Here is a 15,192-nt window from a genome sequence, read left to right as displayed (position 1 = left end):
GACTGTGTGACAATCCGCCGCAGGTAACGCAACGGAAGAGGAGCCAGCGCGTTACCCAACATGGTGCGCCATACGCAGGAGGAATAAAATGAGTTATATCAATAGTTCGCAGACCTATCCTGAAACACCTGCGACAGTCGATCCGGACCGCATCACCATCGCGGTCATTCTGGCAAGAATGACAGAGTTTTTTGACTTCTTTGTCTACGCCATCGCATCGGCATTGGTTTTTCCCTACGTCTTCTTCTCATATGCAGATCCACTGACAGCAACTCTTTATTCCTTCGCGGTCTTTTCACTGGCCTTTATTGCCCGCCCCATCGGCTCAATGATCTCGCTGCAGATCGACAGAAAGTTTGGGCGTGCGGCGAAATTGACCGTCGCATTGTTTACACTCTGTGGTTCCACCATGGCGATCAGCTTCCTGCCGTCCTTTGCGGACGCCGGCATGATGGCGCCAGTCCTGCTCGCCGTGTTCCGTATAGGGCAGGGACTTGGTCTTGGTGGTGCATGGGACGGCCTCACCTCGCTTCTGGCGATGAACGCACCTGCGAAACAACGTGGCTGGTATGCCATGATGCCGCAGATCGGTGCGGCCATGGGTTTTGGCCTGGCAAGCGCCTTCTTCATCGTTTTCTTCACTCAACTGTCACATGCTGAATTCCTGGCATGGGGCTGGCGTTTCCCGTTCTTCGTGGCATTGGCACTTAATGTGCTGGCGCTGTTTGCCCGTCTTCGCATGATCGTGACGCCGGAATTCCAGGCCATGGTGCAAAGCCATGAGCTGGAACCCAGGCCGGTTTTCGAAATGCTGCGGTCGCAGTCACGCATCGTTCTGACCGGTGCCTTCGTTCCGCTGGCCAGTTTTGCACTGTTCCATCTGGTCACCGTGTTCCCGCTCAGCTGGGTCACGCTCAACACCAACCAGAAGATTTCAGACTTCCTGTTCGTACAGTTCGTTAGCGCCATCATCTGTGGTGGCATGATTGTCGTGTCCGGCGTACTGGCTGACAAATTCGGCCGTCGCAAACTGCTCGGCGCGGCTGCTGTTCTGATCGCGCTCTTCAGTCTCGTAACGCCACTGTTGCTTAACTCGGGTGATATTGGCCGTTACCTGTTCGTGTTGATCGGCTTTTCGCTGCTGGGTCTGTCCTTCGGTCAGGCAAGCGGTGCGCTTGCTTCGCGTTTCAGTCGTGAATACCGCTATACCGGTGCGTCTCTGACATCGGACATCTCTTGGCTCATCGGTGCCGGTTTTGCACCGCTGGTGGCTCTCGGGTTCTCGTCAGAATTTGGTCTCATAGCGGCCGGACTTTATTTGCTGTCCGGCGCGGTCGCAACGCTTATTGCTCTTGCATTCAGCACAACGCTCGATGCGACCTGATTGATTTTTAGTAACAAACTAACCTAAGTAACCTTGAAGCCGTGAAATTCGTAAAGGATTTCACGGCTTTTCGTATTTTTATTGCGCCGACGTTAATTAATCTTGATTTCTGAAATCAACATAGATATGTAAGTCATGCTGACATAAATTGGCGCGATGTTCGTGTCGACAGCACAGTTTGGCGCGGGTCATGAAATACGTTTCGACCATAAAATCGATGAAAGCGGCGATTGCCGGCACCGCGTTGCCAGCCAATACGCGCACGTCGATTATTCGCGCCGCGAAACGCCGATAACAGAAATCTGAAAAGGAGCAGTCAGGTCACCTGCGGCTCCGCCTGCGGGTGAAAAAGGTGACGCCTCGCTGCGCAACTGCGCCGGAACGGGAGAGACCGATGAGCGTGAATGACCCTGATTATGGCCTTTATGACATTGCTGCCGAAAAGAGCAGCTGCGGCGTTGGCTTTATTACGCGCAAAGACGGTATACAGACCCATGACGTGCTGAAGCGTGGCCACGAGGCGCTTTGTGCCGTGCCGCATCGCGGTGGCATGTCGGCAGAAGGCGCTGGTGATGGTGCCGGTATCTCGGTGGATCTGTCCCTGTCTTTTTTTCGTCAACTGACCGGCTCTGTCGAACTGGAAGCCGGTCGGTTTGGTGTCGGTAATTTCTTCCTGCCGCAAAACGCCGCCTTCCATGATAAGGCTATAGAGATCATCGAAAAGGCGCTTGAGGAGCAGGGTTTCTCCGTGCTTCTGGTGCGCGACGTCCCGGTTGATAACAGCGCCATTCGTGAAGCTGCGGTTCGTTACCAGCTTCCCATTCGCCAATGGGTGTTTTCGGCCCATGCAGGTTGCCGCGATCGTGGCGAGTTTGACTGGCGTATCCATAAGGCCTTGCTGGCCATCGAAGCCATTGCCTACACGCGCCCGGAACTGTCGGGTTTTTACCCACTGTCGCTGAGTGCCCGCACCCAGGTTTTCAAAGGTCGTCTCAATTCGACGGAAGTCATGCCATACTTCTGCGACCTGGTGGACCCGCGCCATGAAGTACACACGATGTACTTTCACACCCGCTTCTCCACCAACACCGACCCGCATCCATCCATGGCGCAGCCATTCCGCCTGATGGCGCATAATGGCGAACTGAACACCGACAAGAAGAACCGCCTGTCTGAAGCTGCTGTCGCCTTGGCACGCAATGCCAGCATCATCCGTCCCAAGGGGCAGTCGGATAGCTGCCGTCTCGACCAGACGCTGCAGGCCCGCGTTATGGAAGACGGGCTTGACCTCGTAACGGCTGTTGTTTCGATGATGCCGCCAGCCTGGGAAAATGACGAGACATTGTCGCCGCAAGTGCGGGCGATGTTTGAATATTTCTCACTTTACGAAGAGAAGAACGATGGTCCCGCCGCGCTGATCTTTGGCGATGGCACCATCGTCGGTGCGCGCCTGGACCGTCTGGGCTTACGCCCACTGCGCACGGTCGAAACAGACGAGTATCTGTGCGTAATGTCGGAAGCAGGCCAGATTGCCTTCCCGCCGGAAAGTGTCATCCATCGCGGGCGTATCGAAGCCGGCGGCATGCTGTATTTCGATCAGGCTGAGCGCCGTGCATGGTCGACCGTCGAAGCGCTGGAAATGCTGGCATCGCGCCGCGATTATCCAACGTTGCTGCGTGAAGCCCGTGTCACGCTGGAAGAACTGCCTGAGATTCCTGCAGAAAATCAGGGATCGCCCCAGCGTTACAATGGCGATCTGGAACGCCATCAGCGTTATGTCGCTTATTCGCACAATCAGGAAAGCTTCAAGTTCCTGATGGACCCGATGCTGGCGACCGGCGCTGAAAAAATTTCCGCCATGGGCTACGGCAACGCCATCAATGCGCTGTCGGATCAGGAAGGCGGCGTTGCGAAGTATTTCTCGCAGCGTTTTGCGCAGGTCACCAACCCACCGCTTGACAGTATCCGTGAAGCAGACGGCATGACCTTGCGCGTTGCGCTGGGTGCTAAGCCCAATATCGACGCAAAGGCTGCCCGCCAGATCGTCGTGCGCTCGCCGATCCTGACTCATCTCGACATGCTGAAAATCCGTGAACAGACGGAAACGCCGGTTCGTCGTTTTGAGATGCTCTACACCCCGGTTTACAACGATCCCAAGGCCAACGAGGCCGCGTTGCAGGCGGGTATCGACAGTGTTTGCAACAAGGTCGCATCCTTCGCCGCAGAAGAGGGTGGCATTGCTGTCATCACCGATCGCCACGTTGCGACTGATCGCGCTGCACTGCCAATGATCATTGTGATCTCTGCCCTGAACCAGAAGCTGATCGAGGAAGGCCTGCGCCTTCGCGTGTCGCTGATTGCCGAAAGCGGTCAGTTCTCCTCGTCGCATCACATTGCAGCGGCTCTCGGCTTTGGTGCATCCGGCGTTTATCCGCTCGGTGTGCAGTTCCGCGCCGAGGAAAAGTTTGGTGCGGATGCCGACAAGGCCTTCAAGCGTTTCGCCAAGGCTGCTGAAAAGTCTCTGATGAAGACCATGGGCAAGGTCGGGCTCTGCACGGCTGAAAGCTATATCGGCGGTGAGTTCTTTGAACCGAACTTTCTCGACACCGGCGATCCGGTGCTGAAGAAGTACTTCCCCAATGTCAAGACGCCGGTTGGTGGTGTCAACTTTGCCGTTATCGCGCAGGCCGTCGCCGACTGGCACCGCAAGGCGTTGACCGTCAAGGGTGAGAACGACATTCCGCTGCTTGGCTTGTTCAAGGAACGTGCCGAAGGTGCTGGCCATTCCTATGGCACCACGGCTGTGCGTGGTTTCGTTGACATGACCGAGGAAAAGATCACGTTCGACAAGGACGCCGAAAACGGCGTTGGCGAAAACGAAGACGTGTTGCGCCTGCTGCCGCTCAACCGGCTGGAAGATGCCTTCGGCCTCAACGATTCCGCCTATTACCACAACAGCTTCGACCGTCTGACACCGGAGGCAATCGACAAGTTTCAGATCACGCCGGGTTATCGTGCCTTTACCCGCATGATGAGCGAAGAACGTATGCGCCGTCCGTCTGCGTTGCGCGATGTGCTGGACCTGCCAGCTGACGTCACCTTTGCCAATTCGCCAGCAGAATTCCGCAAGGAAATGGGCCGTTTTTCCCGCAAGGGCAACAACAGCTTCATGGTGCGTGGGCTGACGGTTGAGAGCGTTGGTGACGAAGAGTTCCGCCTGCGTCTGACCGGCCCGTCCGGTAGTGACCTGACACGGCTTGCTGCCCTTGGCCAATCACTGGTCATCCGTTTCGGGCAGGATATTGTCGGTCATTGGCTGGAGGGCGGCGCATTGGCCGTTCAGGTCAAGGGACAGGCACTGGATTACCTGTCGCTGATCCACACTGCGCCTGCCAGCATCCCGCTTGAGGATGTTCAAAAGGCAAGTGACATCACCAGACTTCTCGCTTCCGGCGCCATGAGCCATGGCGCGCTGGTTGCCGCCGCTCATGAAGCGGTGGCGCATGGCACCAACATGGTTGGCGGCATGTCCAACTCCGGCGAAGGTGGTGAGCATATCTCGCGTTACGGCACCATACGTGCCTCGCGTATCAAGCAGTTCGCGTCCGGTCGTTTTGGCGTCTGGGCAGGTTATCTTGCTGACCCGATGCTGGAAGAGATCGAGATCAAGATCGGTCAGGGTGCAAAGCCAGGCGAGGGTGGTCAGCTGCCTTCACCAAAGGTCACGGTGGAAATCGCCGCAGCTCGTGGCGGCACGCCGGGCGTTGAACTGGTTTCGCCACCACCGCACCACGACACCTATTCGATCGAAGATTTGGCGCAGCTGATCCATGATGCCAAAGCGGCGCGTGTCCGGGTTATCGTCAAGCTCGTATCGTCGGAAGGCATTGGCACGATTGCGGTTGGCGTTGCCAAGGCCGGTGCAGATGTCATCAACGTTGCCGGCAACACCGGCGGTACGGGTGCTGCTGCCGTTACCAGCCTGAAATATACCGGCCGTTCGGCGGAAATCGGCATTGCCGAAGTGCATCAGGCACTGTGCGCCAATGGTCTGCGTGCCAAGGTTTTGTTGCGTTGCTCCGGCGCACACCAGACCGCAAGTGATGTCGTCAAGTCAGCGCTCCTGGGTGGCGACAGCTTCGAATTCGGCACCACGGCGCTGATGATGCTGAAATGCGTCATGGCCAAGAACTGCAACATCAAATGCCCGGCTGGTCTCACCACAAACCAGGAAGTGTTCAATGGTGACCCGCGCGCTCTGGCGCAGTATCTGATGAACATTGCCCACGAAACACGCGAGATCCTGGCGGCCCTTGGTCTGCAGTCTCTGGCGCAGGCGCGTGGCCGTTCCGATCTTCTTCACCTTCTCGACCATCCATCCAGCGTTGGCCAGCTTGACCTCCGGGCAATGTTGACTGTGGTTGAGGAGGTGAAGATCGCCAACCCGGTTTACATGGAAAAGGACTTCGCCCTCGATGATGCTTTCATCGAACTGGTGCGTTCGGCCCTGGTTGATGGCAAGCGTGACACCATCGAGCTTGGTGGCAACCGCTTCCTCAACAACTGCAACAAGAGTGTTGGCGGTCAGCTTGCGGTCGATATCGAGCGCATTCTGAACCATGAACTGAGTGATGAACAGGTGGCGACACTGCCTGCCGTCCGCCAGGATGAACGTGGTCGTCGTTTTCTGGAGCCCGGTGCCGTGCGTATCGCCACATCGGGGTCTGCCGGTCAATCCTTCGGTGCCTTCTGCAACGACGGCATGGTCATGGTTCACACCGGCACCTGCAACGACGGCGTTGGCAAAAGTGCCTGCGGCGGCACCATTGTTGTGCGTTCGCCAGGTGGCGGTTCGGCCGAGGCTGGTGGTAATGTTCTGGTTGGCAACTTCGCCCTGTTCGGAGCAACGGGTGGTCGCACCTTTGTTGAAGGGCAGGCGGGTGACCGCTTTGCGGTGCGCAACTCCGGTGCGACAGCGGTTGTTGAAGGTGTGGGCGACTTTGCCTGCGAATACATGACCAATGGTGCGGTCCTGAACCTCGGCAGCTTCGGCAAGGGGTTCGGCAACGGCATGAGTGGCGGTTTCGTTTACCAGTATGACCCCTATGGCGATCTGCCAAAGAAGGTCAGCCACGATTCCATTCTTCTGGGCTCGATCACCGGTGATGATGAACAGGCCGCGATCCACAATCAGGCCGTTCACCAGCTGCTGAGCTGGCATGTTGCCGAAACCGGCTCTGCCAAGGCCGCATGGCTTCTGGAAAACTGGGAGAGCGAGCAGCATAACTTCGTGTACGGCATGCCGCGCGCCTTGCTGCTTTACCAGGACAGCAACGAAATCCTGAAGGCAAAGCCCCGCAAGGAACTGCTGGAGGAACTGGCAACGGCGCTTGCTGCCCATCAGGTTCGCAAGTTCAAGCTGGCCTATCGTGACAAGCGGGCGGTGTTGAACGGTTCGGTACCTGGTTATGGCGAGACCGATACCGAGGAGATGTATGCTCTTCTGAACAATTACACGGTGCTCAGCATGGCGCAGGCCATTGCCATGCAGCGTGTGCCATTGGCGCGTGGCCCATCCGATCCGGCGATTGAAAAGGCGGTACGCAACCTCATTCTGACCGAAGATTTTGCGCTGATGCAACGCCTGCTGAAATATGCACGTGAAGCATTGGCCGGCCACAATGACGAGCAGCTTGCTGTGATGATCGCCGCCAAGCGACTGGACGACTACAGGCAGGCGCTTTCCAAGCGCAACATACTGTCTATGGACAGCCCGGGCACCTATGGCTGGATCATTCAGCAGAATGCCAGAAACATTGAAAAGATCGGACGCCTGCCGGGCTTCGAGGAACTGTTCGCAGCCAATGCGTTGCCGGACCTTGCCCTCGCAGCCAGACAGAACTGACTGAGACAGATTGAACTGAGTGAGAACGATGAAGATACCCTACATTCCAGAAGATGCTCCGTTCAATGGCGACCAGCGTGCTTGGTTGTCCGGTTTTCTGGCCGGCCTGCACTCACGCATCAGTATTGGTGGTGAAAGCGGTATAGCCGTTGTCGCAGGTCAGTCGCCGAAGGCCGCAGCTGCGGTACTGAATGTACTTTACGGTACGCAAACAGGTAATGCCGAAGGACTGGCGATGGATATTGCGGCCGCTGCCCGCACACAGGGCATGCAGCCGGTTGTCGCCGCATTGGACGATATTTCCATGGAAAACCTCGCCGTTATGAAGCGGGTGATCGTGGTTGCCTCGACCTATGGCGAAGGTGAAATGCCTGACAATGCCCAACTGTTCTGGGATGCGCTTTCCGCCGATACCGCGCCACGGTTGGAGGCCGTGAATTTTGCGGTGCTGGCGCTGGGTGACACCGGCTATGACGGCTTTTGCCAGGCCGGAAAACTGATCGATACACGCTTTGAACAATTGGGTGCTAAGCGTCTGCATGCCCGCCTTGATTGCGATATCGATTATGAAGATGCCGCTGCCGCTTGGATTGGTGAGGCACTGCCCGTCGCTGGCGCTGTCGATGGTGGTGATGCCGCGGCGAATGCAGTTCCATTCGCTGTTGCGGAACCGGCAAGGGTGAAATCGACATGGAACCGCAAGAGCCCGTTCTCTTCGGTTGTTTCGGTCAATCGTCGCCTGTCGGGTATCGATTCCGGTAAGGAAATCCGCCATTACGAATTCGATCTCGGTGACAGTGGTCTGGAATATGAAGCCGGTGACGCCTTGGGTGTTGTACCATTAAATGATCCGGCGCTGGTTGACGCCATTCTCCAGCGTCTTGGTGCCAAAGCCGATGATGCCGTTGCCGGTCTCGATCAGCCACTTGGCGATGCCCTGCTGAAACAGTTTGAAATTTCGACCCCGTCTCGCGAACTGGTGCAGGATGTTGGCAAGCGTGCCAATCATGAAGAGTTGAACCATATCTTGCGCAATGGTGACAAGCAGGCGCTGGACGCCTTCCTATGGAGCAAGGACACACTTGATCTCCTGTCGCTTAACTCGGCGATGGATTTGAACGCGGCAGATTTTGTGAAGCTGCTGAAGCCGCTGCAGCATCGCGCTTATTCCATCTCGTCCAGCCCACTTGCCGCCGAAGGTAGCGTGCATCTCACCATTGCCAGCGTGCGTTACCACGCGCAGGGTCGTGATCATGGTGGTGTTTGCTCAACCTATCTCGCCGACCGTGTTGCGCAGGGAGAAAATGCTGGCATCTTCGTGTCGCAGAACAAGGCCTTTCGGGTGCCAGCCAACAATGACGCACCCATGATCATGGTTGGTCCGGGCACCGGCATTGCACCATTCCGTGCCTTCCTGCAGGAACGGCAGCAGCGTGGTGCCAAGGGCAAGAACTGGCTGTTCTTCGGTGACCAGCATCGTGCCAATGACTTCATCTACGAGCAGGAACTGGGCGAAATGAGCAGCAACGGCGTTTTGACACGCCTTGATCTGGCCTTCTCCCGTGATCAGGCAGAAAAAATCTACGTGCAGACCCGCATGAAGGAAAATGGCAAGGCACTCTATGCCTGGCTGGAAGAGGGCGGCCATTTTTATGTCTGCGGTGATGCAACGCGCATGGCCAAGGATGTCGACGATGCCTTGCATGATATCGTTGCCAGCCATGGCGGCCTGTCAGCGGAAGCAGCGGGTGATTACGTCAATGGGCTGAAGCGCGAGAAGCGATATCTGCGCGACGTTTATTGATTGCCTTGAAAGAAAAAATCCTCGGGGGCGGCCTTGAGGATTTTACGGAATGTTGCTGCGGATATCCCTGGATTGATCAGCAATTTGTGCAGGCAAGCGTCGTACCAGCACGCTGACGGAAGAAGTCTTCCCGCGAAATATTCACCGTCTTGACCTGCGGCGGCATAACGCTTGGCATGAACATCAGCAATTCATGCGGAATAGTCAGTTCCGACCGGACAAGAAACGTATTGGCAACTGTAAGGGCGCTTGGAATGGTCACAGCTGCACCCACAGCATAAGGCCGCGAGTCGTCCTGTGCCCAAGACCAGGCGACTGTCGGTTTTGATGACGCATCAATGGAAATGCCAGTAATTTTCAGCTTGAGCCCGGTGATGCCGTAAGGCTCAAAAATGCCGTCGGCAGCATTGATCATGGTTTTCAGATAGGCCTTGTTGACGCTGGTCTGCTGCGTCACGATATCGGCGATTGAGCCGGACGCACGCGTCGCACGTTTTGCCACGCTCAAGCCAATCGTCAACTCGAAAGATGTGATGTAGACCATCAGCAAAATGGGCACGATAATCGCAAACTCGACGGCACCCATGCCCTCGCGATCTTTCGCCAGTCTTCTGAATATTCCGGAAAAGCTACGTTGTTGCTTCATCGTCCGCTCAATTGAATCGTGGTTCATTCTGGTAGGCCGATGTTGCGACAATCAGAAAATAGGACGGTACGGAGGCATCCGTCGGGCGAATATTGCTGATATAAGGCCGGATAAGGTCAGTAATGACCTGCCACTTGTAATAGGCGCGCAGCATGTTGATCGTGCCGGGACCGCCGGGTTCATATTTGAATGCCGACGTGTCGAGATCACCGTTCTTGACGGGCACTGAGCTTGGCATATCGGCAAAATTGGTAAAGGTACGTGCGTCGATAAACAGCTTTTGTGGTGTCTTTGCCTCCGTCGTGGAGCAAGTGATCATGATGGCAATTTCATTGCAGAACAGCTGGCGAAACTGTTCGGCTTCCTTGTCCGTCGTGGAATCGATCTTGTAGGTGATCTGCCCCGTGCGCAATTTGCGCGACATGTTTTCAACGGCATTGGAAACCAGCTGTTCGCCGGTAAAGGCAATGAAGGTTTCAACGATCGCAAAGATGATCATGAAGTAGGGAATGGCAAGAATTGCGAATTCTATCGCGGCGGCGCCATCGCTCGATTTCCGCAGTTTTCTGATCTGTCCGAAAAATCTGAATACTGAACGCATGAGGCGTGACTATCTTCATGATGCATGGCGCCTGCCGATGCTCATCAACGGCAATACGCGGTCACGTTAGAAGCTCAATGTTTAAAATATCTTGCGCTGGTCGGAAGAATGCGACGCAAATGTAGCTTTAACGGTCATTTTTTTTGCTGAAATGACCGGTTTCAAAACAAAAAGCCTGCCGTTGATAAAACGGCAGGCTGTGATCGTGTCGTCTGAAACTGGATCAGTCGTGATCGGCTTTCGACATTACCTCAAGCGTTGGCGTCGAGGTGATGTTGAAGCCGCAGTCGACGTAATGACATTCACCGGTCACGCCACGTGACAGGTTGGACAACAGGTAAAGTGCAGATCCACCAATATCCTCGATGTCGGCCGTGCGACGAAGCGGGGCGTTCTTCTGGTTCCAGGCAAAGATGGCGCGTGCATCGGAAATGCCTGCGCCAGCAAGTGTGCGTACCGGGCCGGCAGAGATCGCGTTGACGCGAATATCGCGCGGACCATAATCCGCAGCCAGATAACGTACAGACGCTTCAAGAGCGGCCTTAGCAACGCCCATGACGTTGTAGTTCGGGATTACACGCTGCGAACCATTATAGGTCAGCGTCAGCATGGAACCGCCATCGGTCATCAGTTCAGCAGCGCGCTTGGCAATTTCCGTAAACGAGAAGCAGGAAATGACCATGGTACGGCTGAAGTTTTCACGCGTCGTATCGGCGTAAAGGCCCTTCAGCTCGTTCTTGTCGGAAAAGCCGATAGCGTGAACGACGAAATCGATCTTGCCCCAACGTTCTTTCAAAGTCGAAAAAAGCGCGTCGACAGAAGCAATGTCTTCAACATCGCATGGCACCACGAAATCAGAATTCAGCTCTGCCGCAAGCGGTCTTACGCGCTTGCCCAGTGCTTCGCCCTGGTAGGTAAAGGCAAGCTCGGCACCCTGTGCAGAGAGCGCCTTGGAGATACCCCAGGCAATAGAATGGTTGTTGGCCACACCCATGATGAGGCCACGTTTTCCCTGCATGATGCCATTCATGGCTGTTATCCGTTGTAGCGCTGGAATACGAGCGTGGCGTTGGTGCCGCCGAAACCGAAGGAATTGGACAGAACGGTATCGATCTTTGCATTGTCGATACGGCTGCGAACGATCGGCACGCCATTAAATTCCGGGTCTAGCTCGGAAATATGGGCACTCTCGCCGATGAAACGCTCCTGCATCATCAACAGGCCATAGATGGATTCCTGTACGCCAGCAGCGCCGAGTGAGTGACCCGTGAGCGACTTGGTAGACTGGATGTGCGGGATGTTGGAACCGAACACTTCACGGATCGCGCCGATTTCCTTGCTGTCGCCAACAGGTGTCGAGGTGCCGTGTGTGTTGATGTAGTCTACGTCACCCTTTACGGTCGACAGAGCCTGACGCATGCAGCGGATCGCGCCTTCGCCCGACGGAGCAACCATGTCGTAGCCGTCAGAGGTTGCGCCGTAACCGACGACTTCCGCGTAGATTTTTGCGCCGCGTGCCTTGGCATGTTCCAGCTCTTCCAAAACCAGAACGCCCGCGCCGCCGGCGATGACGAAACCGTCGCGGTTTGCGTCATAAGCGCGCGAAGCCGTTTCAGGTGTGTCGTTGTACTTGGAAGACATTGCGCCCATGGCGTCGAACAGGTTGGACATCGACCAGTCGAGGTCTTCATGACCGCCAGCAAACATGATGTCCTGCTTGCCCCACTGGATCATTTCAGCAGCATTGCCGATGCAGTGTGCGGATGTCGAGCAGGCCGAAGAGATCGAGTAGTTGACGCCGTGGATCTTGAACCAGGTGGCAAGTGTCGCGGACGCTGTTGAAGACATCGCCTTCGGCACGGCGAACGGGCCGATGCGCTTCGGGCTGTTATTCTTCAGCGTGATGTCGGATGCTTCAACGATGGTGCGCGTGGATGGACCGCCGGAACCCATGATGATGCCGGTGCGCTCGTTTTCGCTGATGTCTTTGTCCTCAAGACCGGAATCCGCAATCGCCTGCTTCATGGCAACATGGTTCCATGCACCGCCCTGGCTCAGGAAGCGCATGGCGCGACGATCAACCAGGTCGGTCGGGTCAAGCGAAGGCTTGCCCCATACCTGGCATTTGAAACCGTGTTCGGCGAAGTCTGGCGAGAAGGAAATGCCGGACTTTGCGCCTCTGAGGGATGCTGTTACCTCTGCGGCATCGCTGCCGATGGAAGAAACAATGCCGAGGCCGGTGACAACTACGCGTCTCATGAACGTGGACCTTTTCTTTAGATTGTCGCTTGGCGGTCAAAATACCGCCGGGCGCCTGTCAGACTCTAACTGCCAGGTTCAGGCAGTCTTTTCTTTCGAAAGACCAACCCGAAGGTCGGATGCCTGGTAAATGGTTTCGCCATCGGCTTTCAGCCAGCCATCTGCGGTGCCCAGTACAAGGCGACCACGCATGACGCGCTTGAAGTCGATGCCGTATTCGAGAAGCTTGGTGTGTGGGCGAACCATGCCCTTGAACTTCACCTCGCCGGTGGAAAGCGCCATGCCGCGGCCTTCTTCACCTAGCCAGCCAAGGAAGAAACCAGTCAGCTGCCACATGCCGTCGAGGCCAAGGCAGCCAGGCATGATTGGGTTGCCCTGGAAATGGCAAGGGAAATACCAGTCGTCAGGGCTCACGTCGTAAGCTGCACGAATGTAGCCCTTGTCGAAGGCGCCGCCGGTTTCGGATATTTCAGTAATGCGGTGAACCATAAGCATGGGAGGCAGAGGGAGCTGCGCGTTGCCGGGGCCGAAAAGCTCTCCGCGGCCGCATGCCAGGATTTCCTCGTAATTGTAGCTTGATTGCCTCGTCGTCATGCTCTTTTCCGTTTCCCCAATACTATTCAACTCAAATCTGTCTAGAGCATGTGAGGTTCAAAATGAAGCGTTGCAAGGGGTCGGCGGCGCGTCATCATGATGCATGCAAATAACAAATCCTAATGTTCTTTCCGGTCCGCATACAGGAAGCAGTCCTTATGAACCAGAGAAAAAATCAAAAACACGGCCAATTCACAGGTGTTGCAGCTTCTGCAGGCTATAGAAGCTATTGAAACGTATTCTTGTAAAAGTTATATGCTTTAAGAGATTAACCTGAAATTGGATGGTTTTTAGGAACGGCCTGTATGTCACTAGACGCAAATATCGATATCGGTTCCCGGCTTCGCCGTTATGGCTTGCGCCCAACACGGCAGCGTGTTGCGCTGGGTGACCTGTTGTTTGCCAAGGGTGACCGCCACCTGACAGTCGAAGAACTGCATGAAGAAGCCGTGTTGGCTGGCGTACCGGTTTCTCTGGCTACCGTCTATAATACGCTTCACCAGTTTACCGAAGCCGGGCTTATCCGTGTGTTGGCCATGGAAGGTGCGCGCACCTATTTCGATACCAACGTGTCTGACCACCACCACTTCTTTGTCGAAGACGACAATGAAGTGCTCGACATCCCGGTCAGCAACATTCAGATCGATAATCTGCCGGAGCCTCCTCCGGGCATGGAAATCGCCCATGTGGATGTTGTCATCAGGCTTCGCCGCACCCGCGATTGAACCGCGAATTTTCGACTTTCTTGTCTTTATTATAGAACGTCTTCCGGCGGTCGGCCTGGACGTGTGCGATAACGCGGGAAAGTCCAGCCGAAAATCAATGCGCCGCTTCTGATCGCAAATGCAGTCGTCACGCCAGCGGCCGATGCAGCATAAAGCGGAAAGCTCATGGCATTGGCTGCTGTGAAAACGCAGGCGCCTGCCAGTGCGCAGGTTATATAGACCTCAGGGCGCAGCAACACAGATGGTTCTCCCGCAAGAAGATCACGCAAGATGCCGCCGAATGTTGCGGTCAGTGTGCCGGTAACAATGGCAACGGTCGGTGAGCCGGTGGCGGCAAGGCCCTTGGCGGCGCCCATCACGCAATAGGCCGACAGACCGATGGCATCTAGCCAGATCAGCAGACGGTACCGTGACTCGAACAAGTGTGCGGTAAAAAACACCAGGACAGCCACCGAGACACAAACGAGAATGTATGTCGGGTTGAGGACCCAGAAGACCGGAGCGCGACCAAGGACTAGATCCCGCAACGTGCCGCCGCCAATACCTGTTACGGCAGCCAGAAACATGAAGCCGATAAAGTCGAGCTGTTTGCGGGATGCGGCAAGAGCGCCCGTCGCGGCAAACACGGCAACGCCTGCATAATCAAGAAAACCGAGCAGGGTCATGCAATTTACCTCGAATTCAGCAAAACGGCGTCAGTGTCACGCAAGCACAATGGCTTAATTTCTTGGGCCAAGCTTCGCAGACATCCATAGCGGAAAGCAATGCAAAGGAAAATGCCGTGAGATTGCCAATCGTAATCCTGCTTCAGTTGATATTCATGTTGCCCTTTTTTTCGCAAGGTGCGTTGGCGCAGCAGGAATTGGTGCGGGATCCTGCCGAATATGAACAAGCCCACTTCAGCAAGGTCTGCGAGAAAGTGGAGTTTGGGGATGACTTCATTACGCAACTGGACATCAATAATGACGGCCTTATGGATGTGGTTACCAATCACGGCGCAATCACCTGCGACGGTGAGAAGGGCATGAGCTGCACCGACGAAGGTTGCCCCTACAACTTCTATGTCCAGGTTCAGGAAGGCGGTCATATCATGATCGCAACGGCGCAGCTCTACAGCTATGACTTCATCAAGCGTTTCGGCAACATGGTCTTCGTATTCAAGATGCATCCGAAATATTGCGAACGCACCGATGAGCGCCAGTGCGAGATGACGGTTCGCGTGCGCGGCACCCGTTTTGTGACCATTTCCAAGAACTGATCCGCCTGCACCCGTT

11 protein-coding genes are annotated in these 15,192 nt (G+C 55.7%); 5 read left to right on the top strand and 6 right to left on the bottom strand.

Annotation, left to right across the window (positions count from 1 at the left end):
- Positions 1–88: 88 nt before the first annotated feature.
- The 3 genes from M2418_RS15565 (at position 89) to M2418_RS15555 (ending at position 9,093) form a co-directional block, all read left to right on the top strand.
- A complete protein-coding gene (locus M2418_RS15565; protein WP_250983455.1) occupies positions 89–1,384 on the top strand; it encodes an MFS transporter in 1,296 nt (431 codons plus the stop codon).
- Positions 1,385–1,778: 394 nt separating this feature from the next.
- Positions 1,779–7,289, top strand: coding sequence for a glutamate synthase-related protein (locus tag M2418_RS15560; protein WP_259147713.1), 5,511 nt, complete (start codon positions 1,779–1,781; stop codon positions 7,287–7,289).
- A gap of 28 nt (positions 7,290–7,317) precedes the next feature.
- Entirely contained in the window at positions 7,318–9,093 is a 1,776-nt protein-coding gene (locus M2418_RS15555) for a sulfite reductase subunit alpha (RefSeq protein WP_259147712.1), read from the top strand.
- A gap of 76 nt (positions 9,094–9,169) precedes the next feature.
- On the opposite strand, the gene M2418_RS15550 is transcribed toward M2418_RS15555, so the two are convergent.
- The 5 genes from M2418_RS15550 to fabA form a co-directional block, all read right to left on the bottom strand.
- Positions 9,170–9,739 (bottom strand): TadE/TadG family type IV pilus assembly protein, encoded by a 570-nt coding sequence (locus tag M2418_RS15550; protein WP_259147711.1) that lies wholly within the window; start codon positions 9,737–9,739, stop codon positions 9,170–9,172.
- A gap of 7 nt (positions 9,740–9,746) precedes the next feature.
- A complete protein-coding gene (locus M2418_RS15545; RefSeq protein ID WP_192486851.1) occupies positions 9,747–10,340 on the bottom strand; it encodes a TadE/TadG family type IV pilus assembly protein in 594 nt (197 codons plus the stop codon).
- Between the two features lie 223 nt (positions 10,341–10,563).
- Positions 10,564–11,370, bottom strand: a complete 807-nt coding sequence (gene fabI, locus M2418_RS15540; RefSeq protein ID WP_259147710.1) for an enoyl-ACP reductase FabI — start codon at positions 11,368–11,370, stop codon at positions 10,564–10,566.
- 5 nt (positions 11,371–11,375) lie between these two features.
- The gene (gene fabB, locus M2418_RS15535) at positions 11,376–12,599 is read right to left on the bottom strand and encodes a beta-ketoacyl-ACP synthase I (RefSeq protein WP_250983460.1); all 1,224 of its coding nucleotides are present in this window, start codon (positions 12,597–12,599) and stop codon (positions 11,376–11,378) included.
- 78 nt (positions 12,600–12,677) lie between these two features.
- Positions 12,678–13,193: a 3-hydroxyacyl-[acyl-carrier-protein] dehydratase FabA gene (gene fabA, locus M2418_RS15530; protein ID WP_259147709.1), complete on the bottom strand. Its 516-nt coding sequence runs from the start codon at positions 13,191–13,193 to the stop codon at positions 12,678–12,680.
- 305 nt (positions 13,194–13,498) lie between these two features.
- On the opposite strand from fabA, the gene irrA reads away from it, so the two are divergent.
- On the top strand, positions 13,499–13,918 hold the full coding sequence (gene irrA / locus M2418_RS15525) for an iron response transcriptional regulator IrrA (RefSeq protein ID WP_192486855.1): 420 nt from the start codon (positions 13,499–13,501) through the stop codon (positions 13,916–13,918).
- Positions 13,919–13,947: 29 nt separating this feature from the next.
- Here the strand turns inward: irrA and M2418_RS15520 are convergent, their stop codons facing one another.
- Positions 13,948–14,583 carry a trimeric intracellular cation channel family protein gene (locus tag M2418_RS15520; protein ID WP_259147707.1) on the bottom strand — a complete coding sequence of 212 codons (636 nt, stop codon included), beginning with the start codon at positions 14,581–14,583 and terminating at the stop codon, positions 13,948–13,950.
- Positions 14,584–14,699: 116 nt separating this feature from the next.
- Here M2418_RS15520 and M2418_RS15515 point away from each other — a divergent pair, with 116 nt between their 5' ends.
- Complete coding sequence (locus tag M2418_RS15515; protein ID WP_405049436.1) at positions 14,700–15,176, top strand: hypothetical protein; 477 nt, start codon at positions 14,700–14,702, stop codon at positions 15,174–15,176.
- Positions 15,177–15,192: the final 16 nt, after the last annotated feature.

Origin of the sequence: Rhizobium sp. BIGb0125 (assembly GCF_024810055.1) — a bacterium.
GTDB lineage: Bacteria > Pseudomonadota > Alphaproteobacteria > Rhizobiales > Rhizobiaceae > Agrobacterium.
The sequence above is the reverse complement of the archived record's forward strand: the minus strand, read 5'-3'. Positions and strand labels throughout refer to the sequence as shown.

Coding starts and splice junctions, on each gene's coding strand:
- M2418_RS15565 (WP_250983455.1), top strand. CDS start 89: ATGAGTTATATCAATAGTTCGCAGACCTATCCTGAAACACCTGCGACA.
- M2418_RS15560 (WP_259147713.1), top strand. CDS start 1,779: ATGAGCGTGAATGACCCTGATTATGGCCTTTATGACATTGCTGCCGAA.
- M2418_RS15555 (WP_259147712.1), top strand. CDS start 7,318: ATGAAGATACCCTACATTCCAGAAGATGCTCCGTTCAATGGCGACCAG.
- M2418_RS15550 (WP_259147711.1), bottom strand. CDS start 9,739: ATGAAGCAACAACGTAGCTTTTCCGGAATATTCAGAAGACTGGCGAAA.
- M2418_RS15545 (WP_192486851.1), bottom strand. CDS start 10,340: ATGCGTTCAGTATTCAGATTTTTCGGACAGATCAGAAAACTGCGGAAA.
- fabI (WP_259147710.1), bottom strand. CDS start 11,370: ATGAATGGCATCATGCAGGGAAAACGTGGCCTCATCATGGGTGTGGCC.
- fabB (WP_250983460.1), bottom strand. CDS start 12,599: ATGAGACGCGTAGTTGTCACCGGCCTCGGCATTGTTTCTTCCATCGGC.
- fabA (WP_259147709.1), bottom strand. CDS start 13,193: ATGACGACGAGGCAATCAAGCTACAATTACGAGGAAATCCTGGCATGC.
- irrA (WP_192486855.1), top strand. CDS start 13,499: ATGTCACTAGACGCAAATATCGATATCGGTTCCCGGCTTCGCCGTTAT.
- M2418_RS15520 (WP_259147707.1), bottom strand. CDS start 14,583: ATGACCCTGCTCGGTTTTCTTGATTATGCAGGCGTTGCCGTGTTTGCC.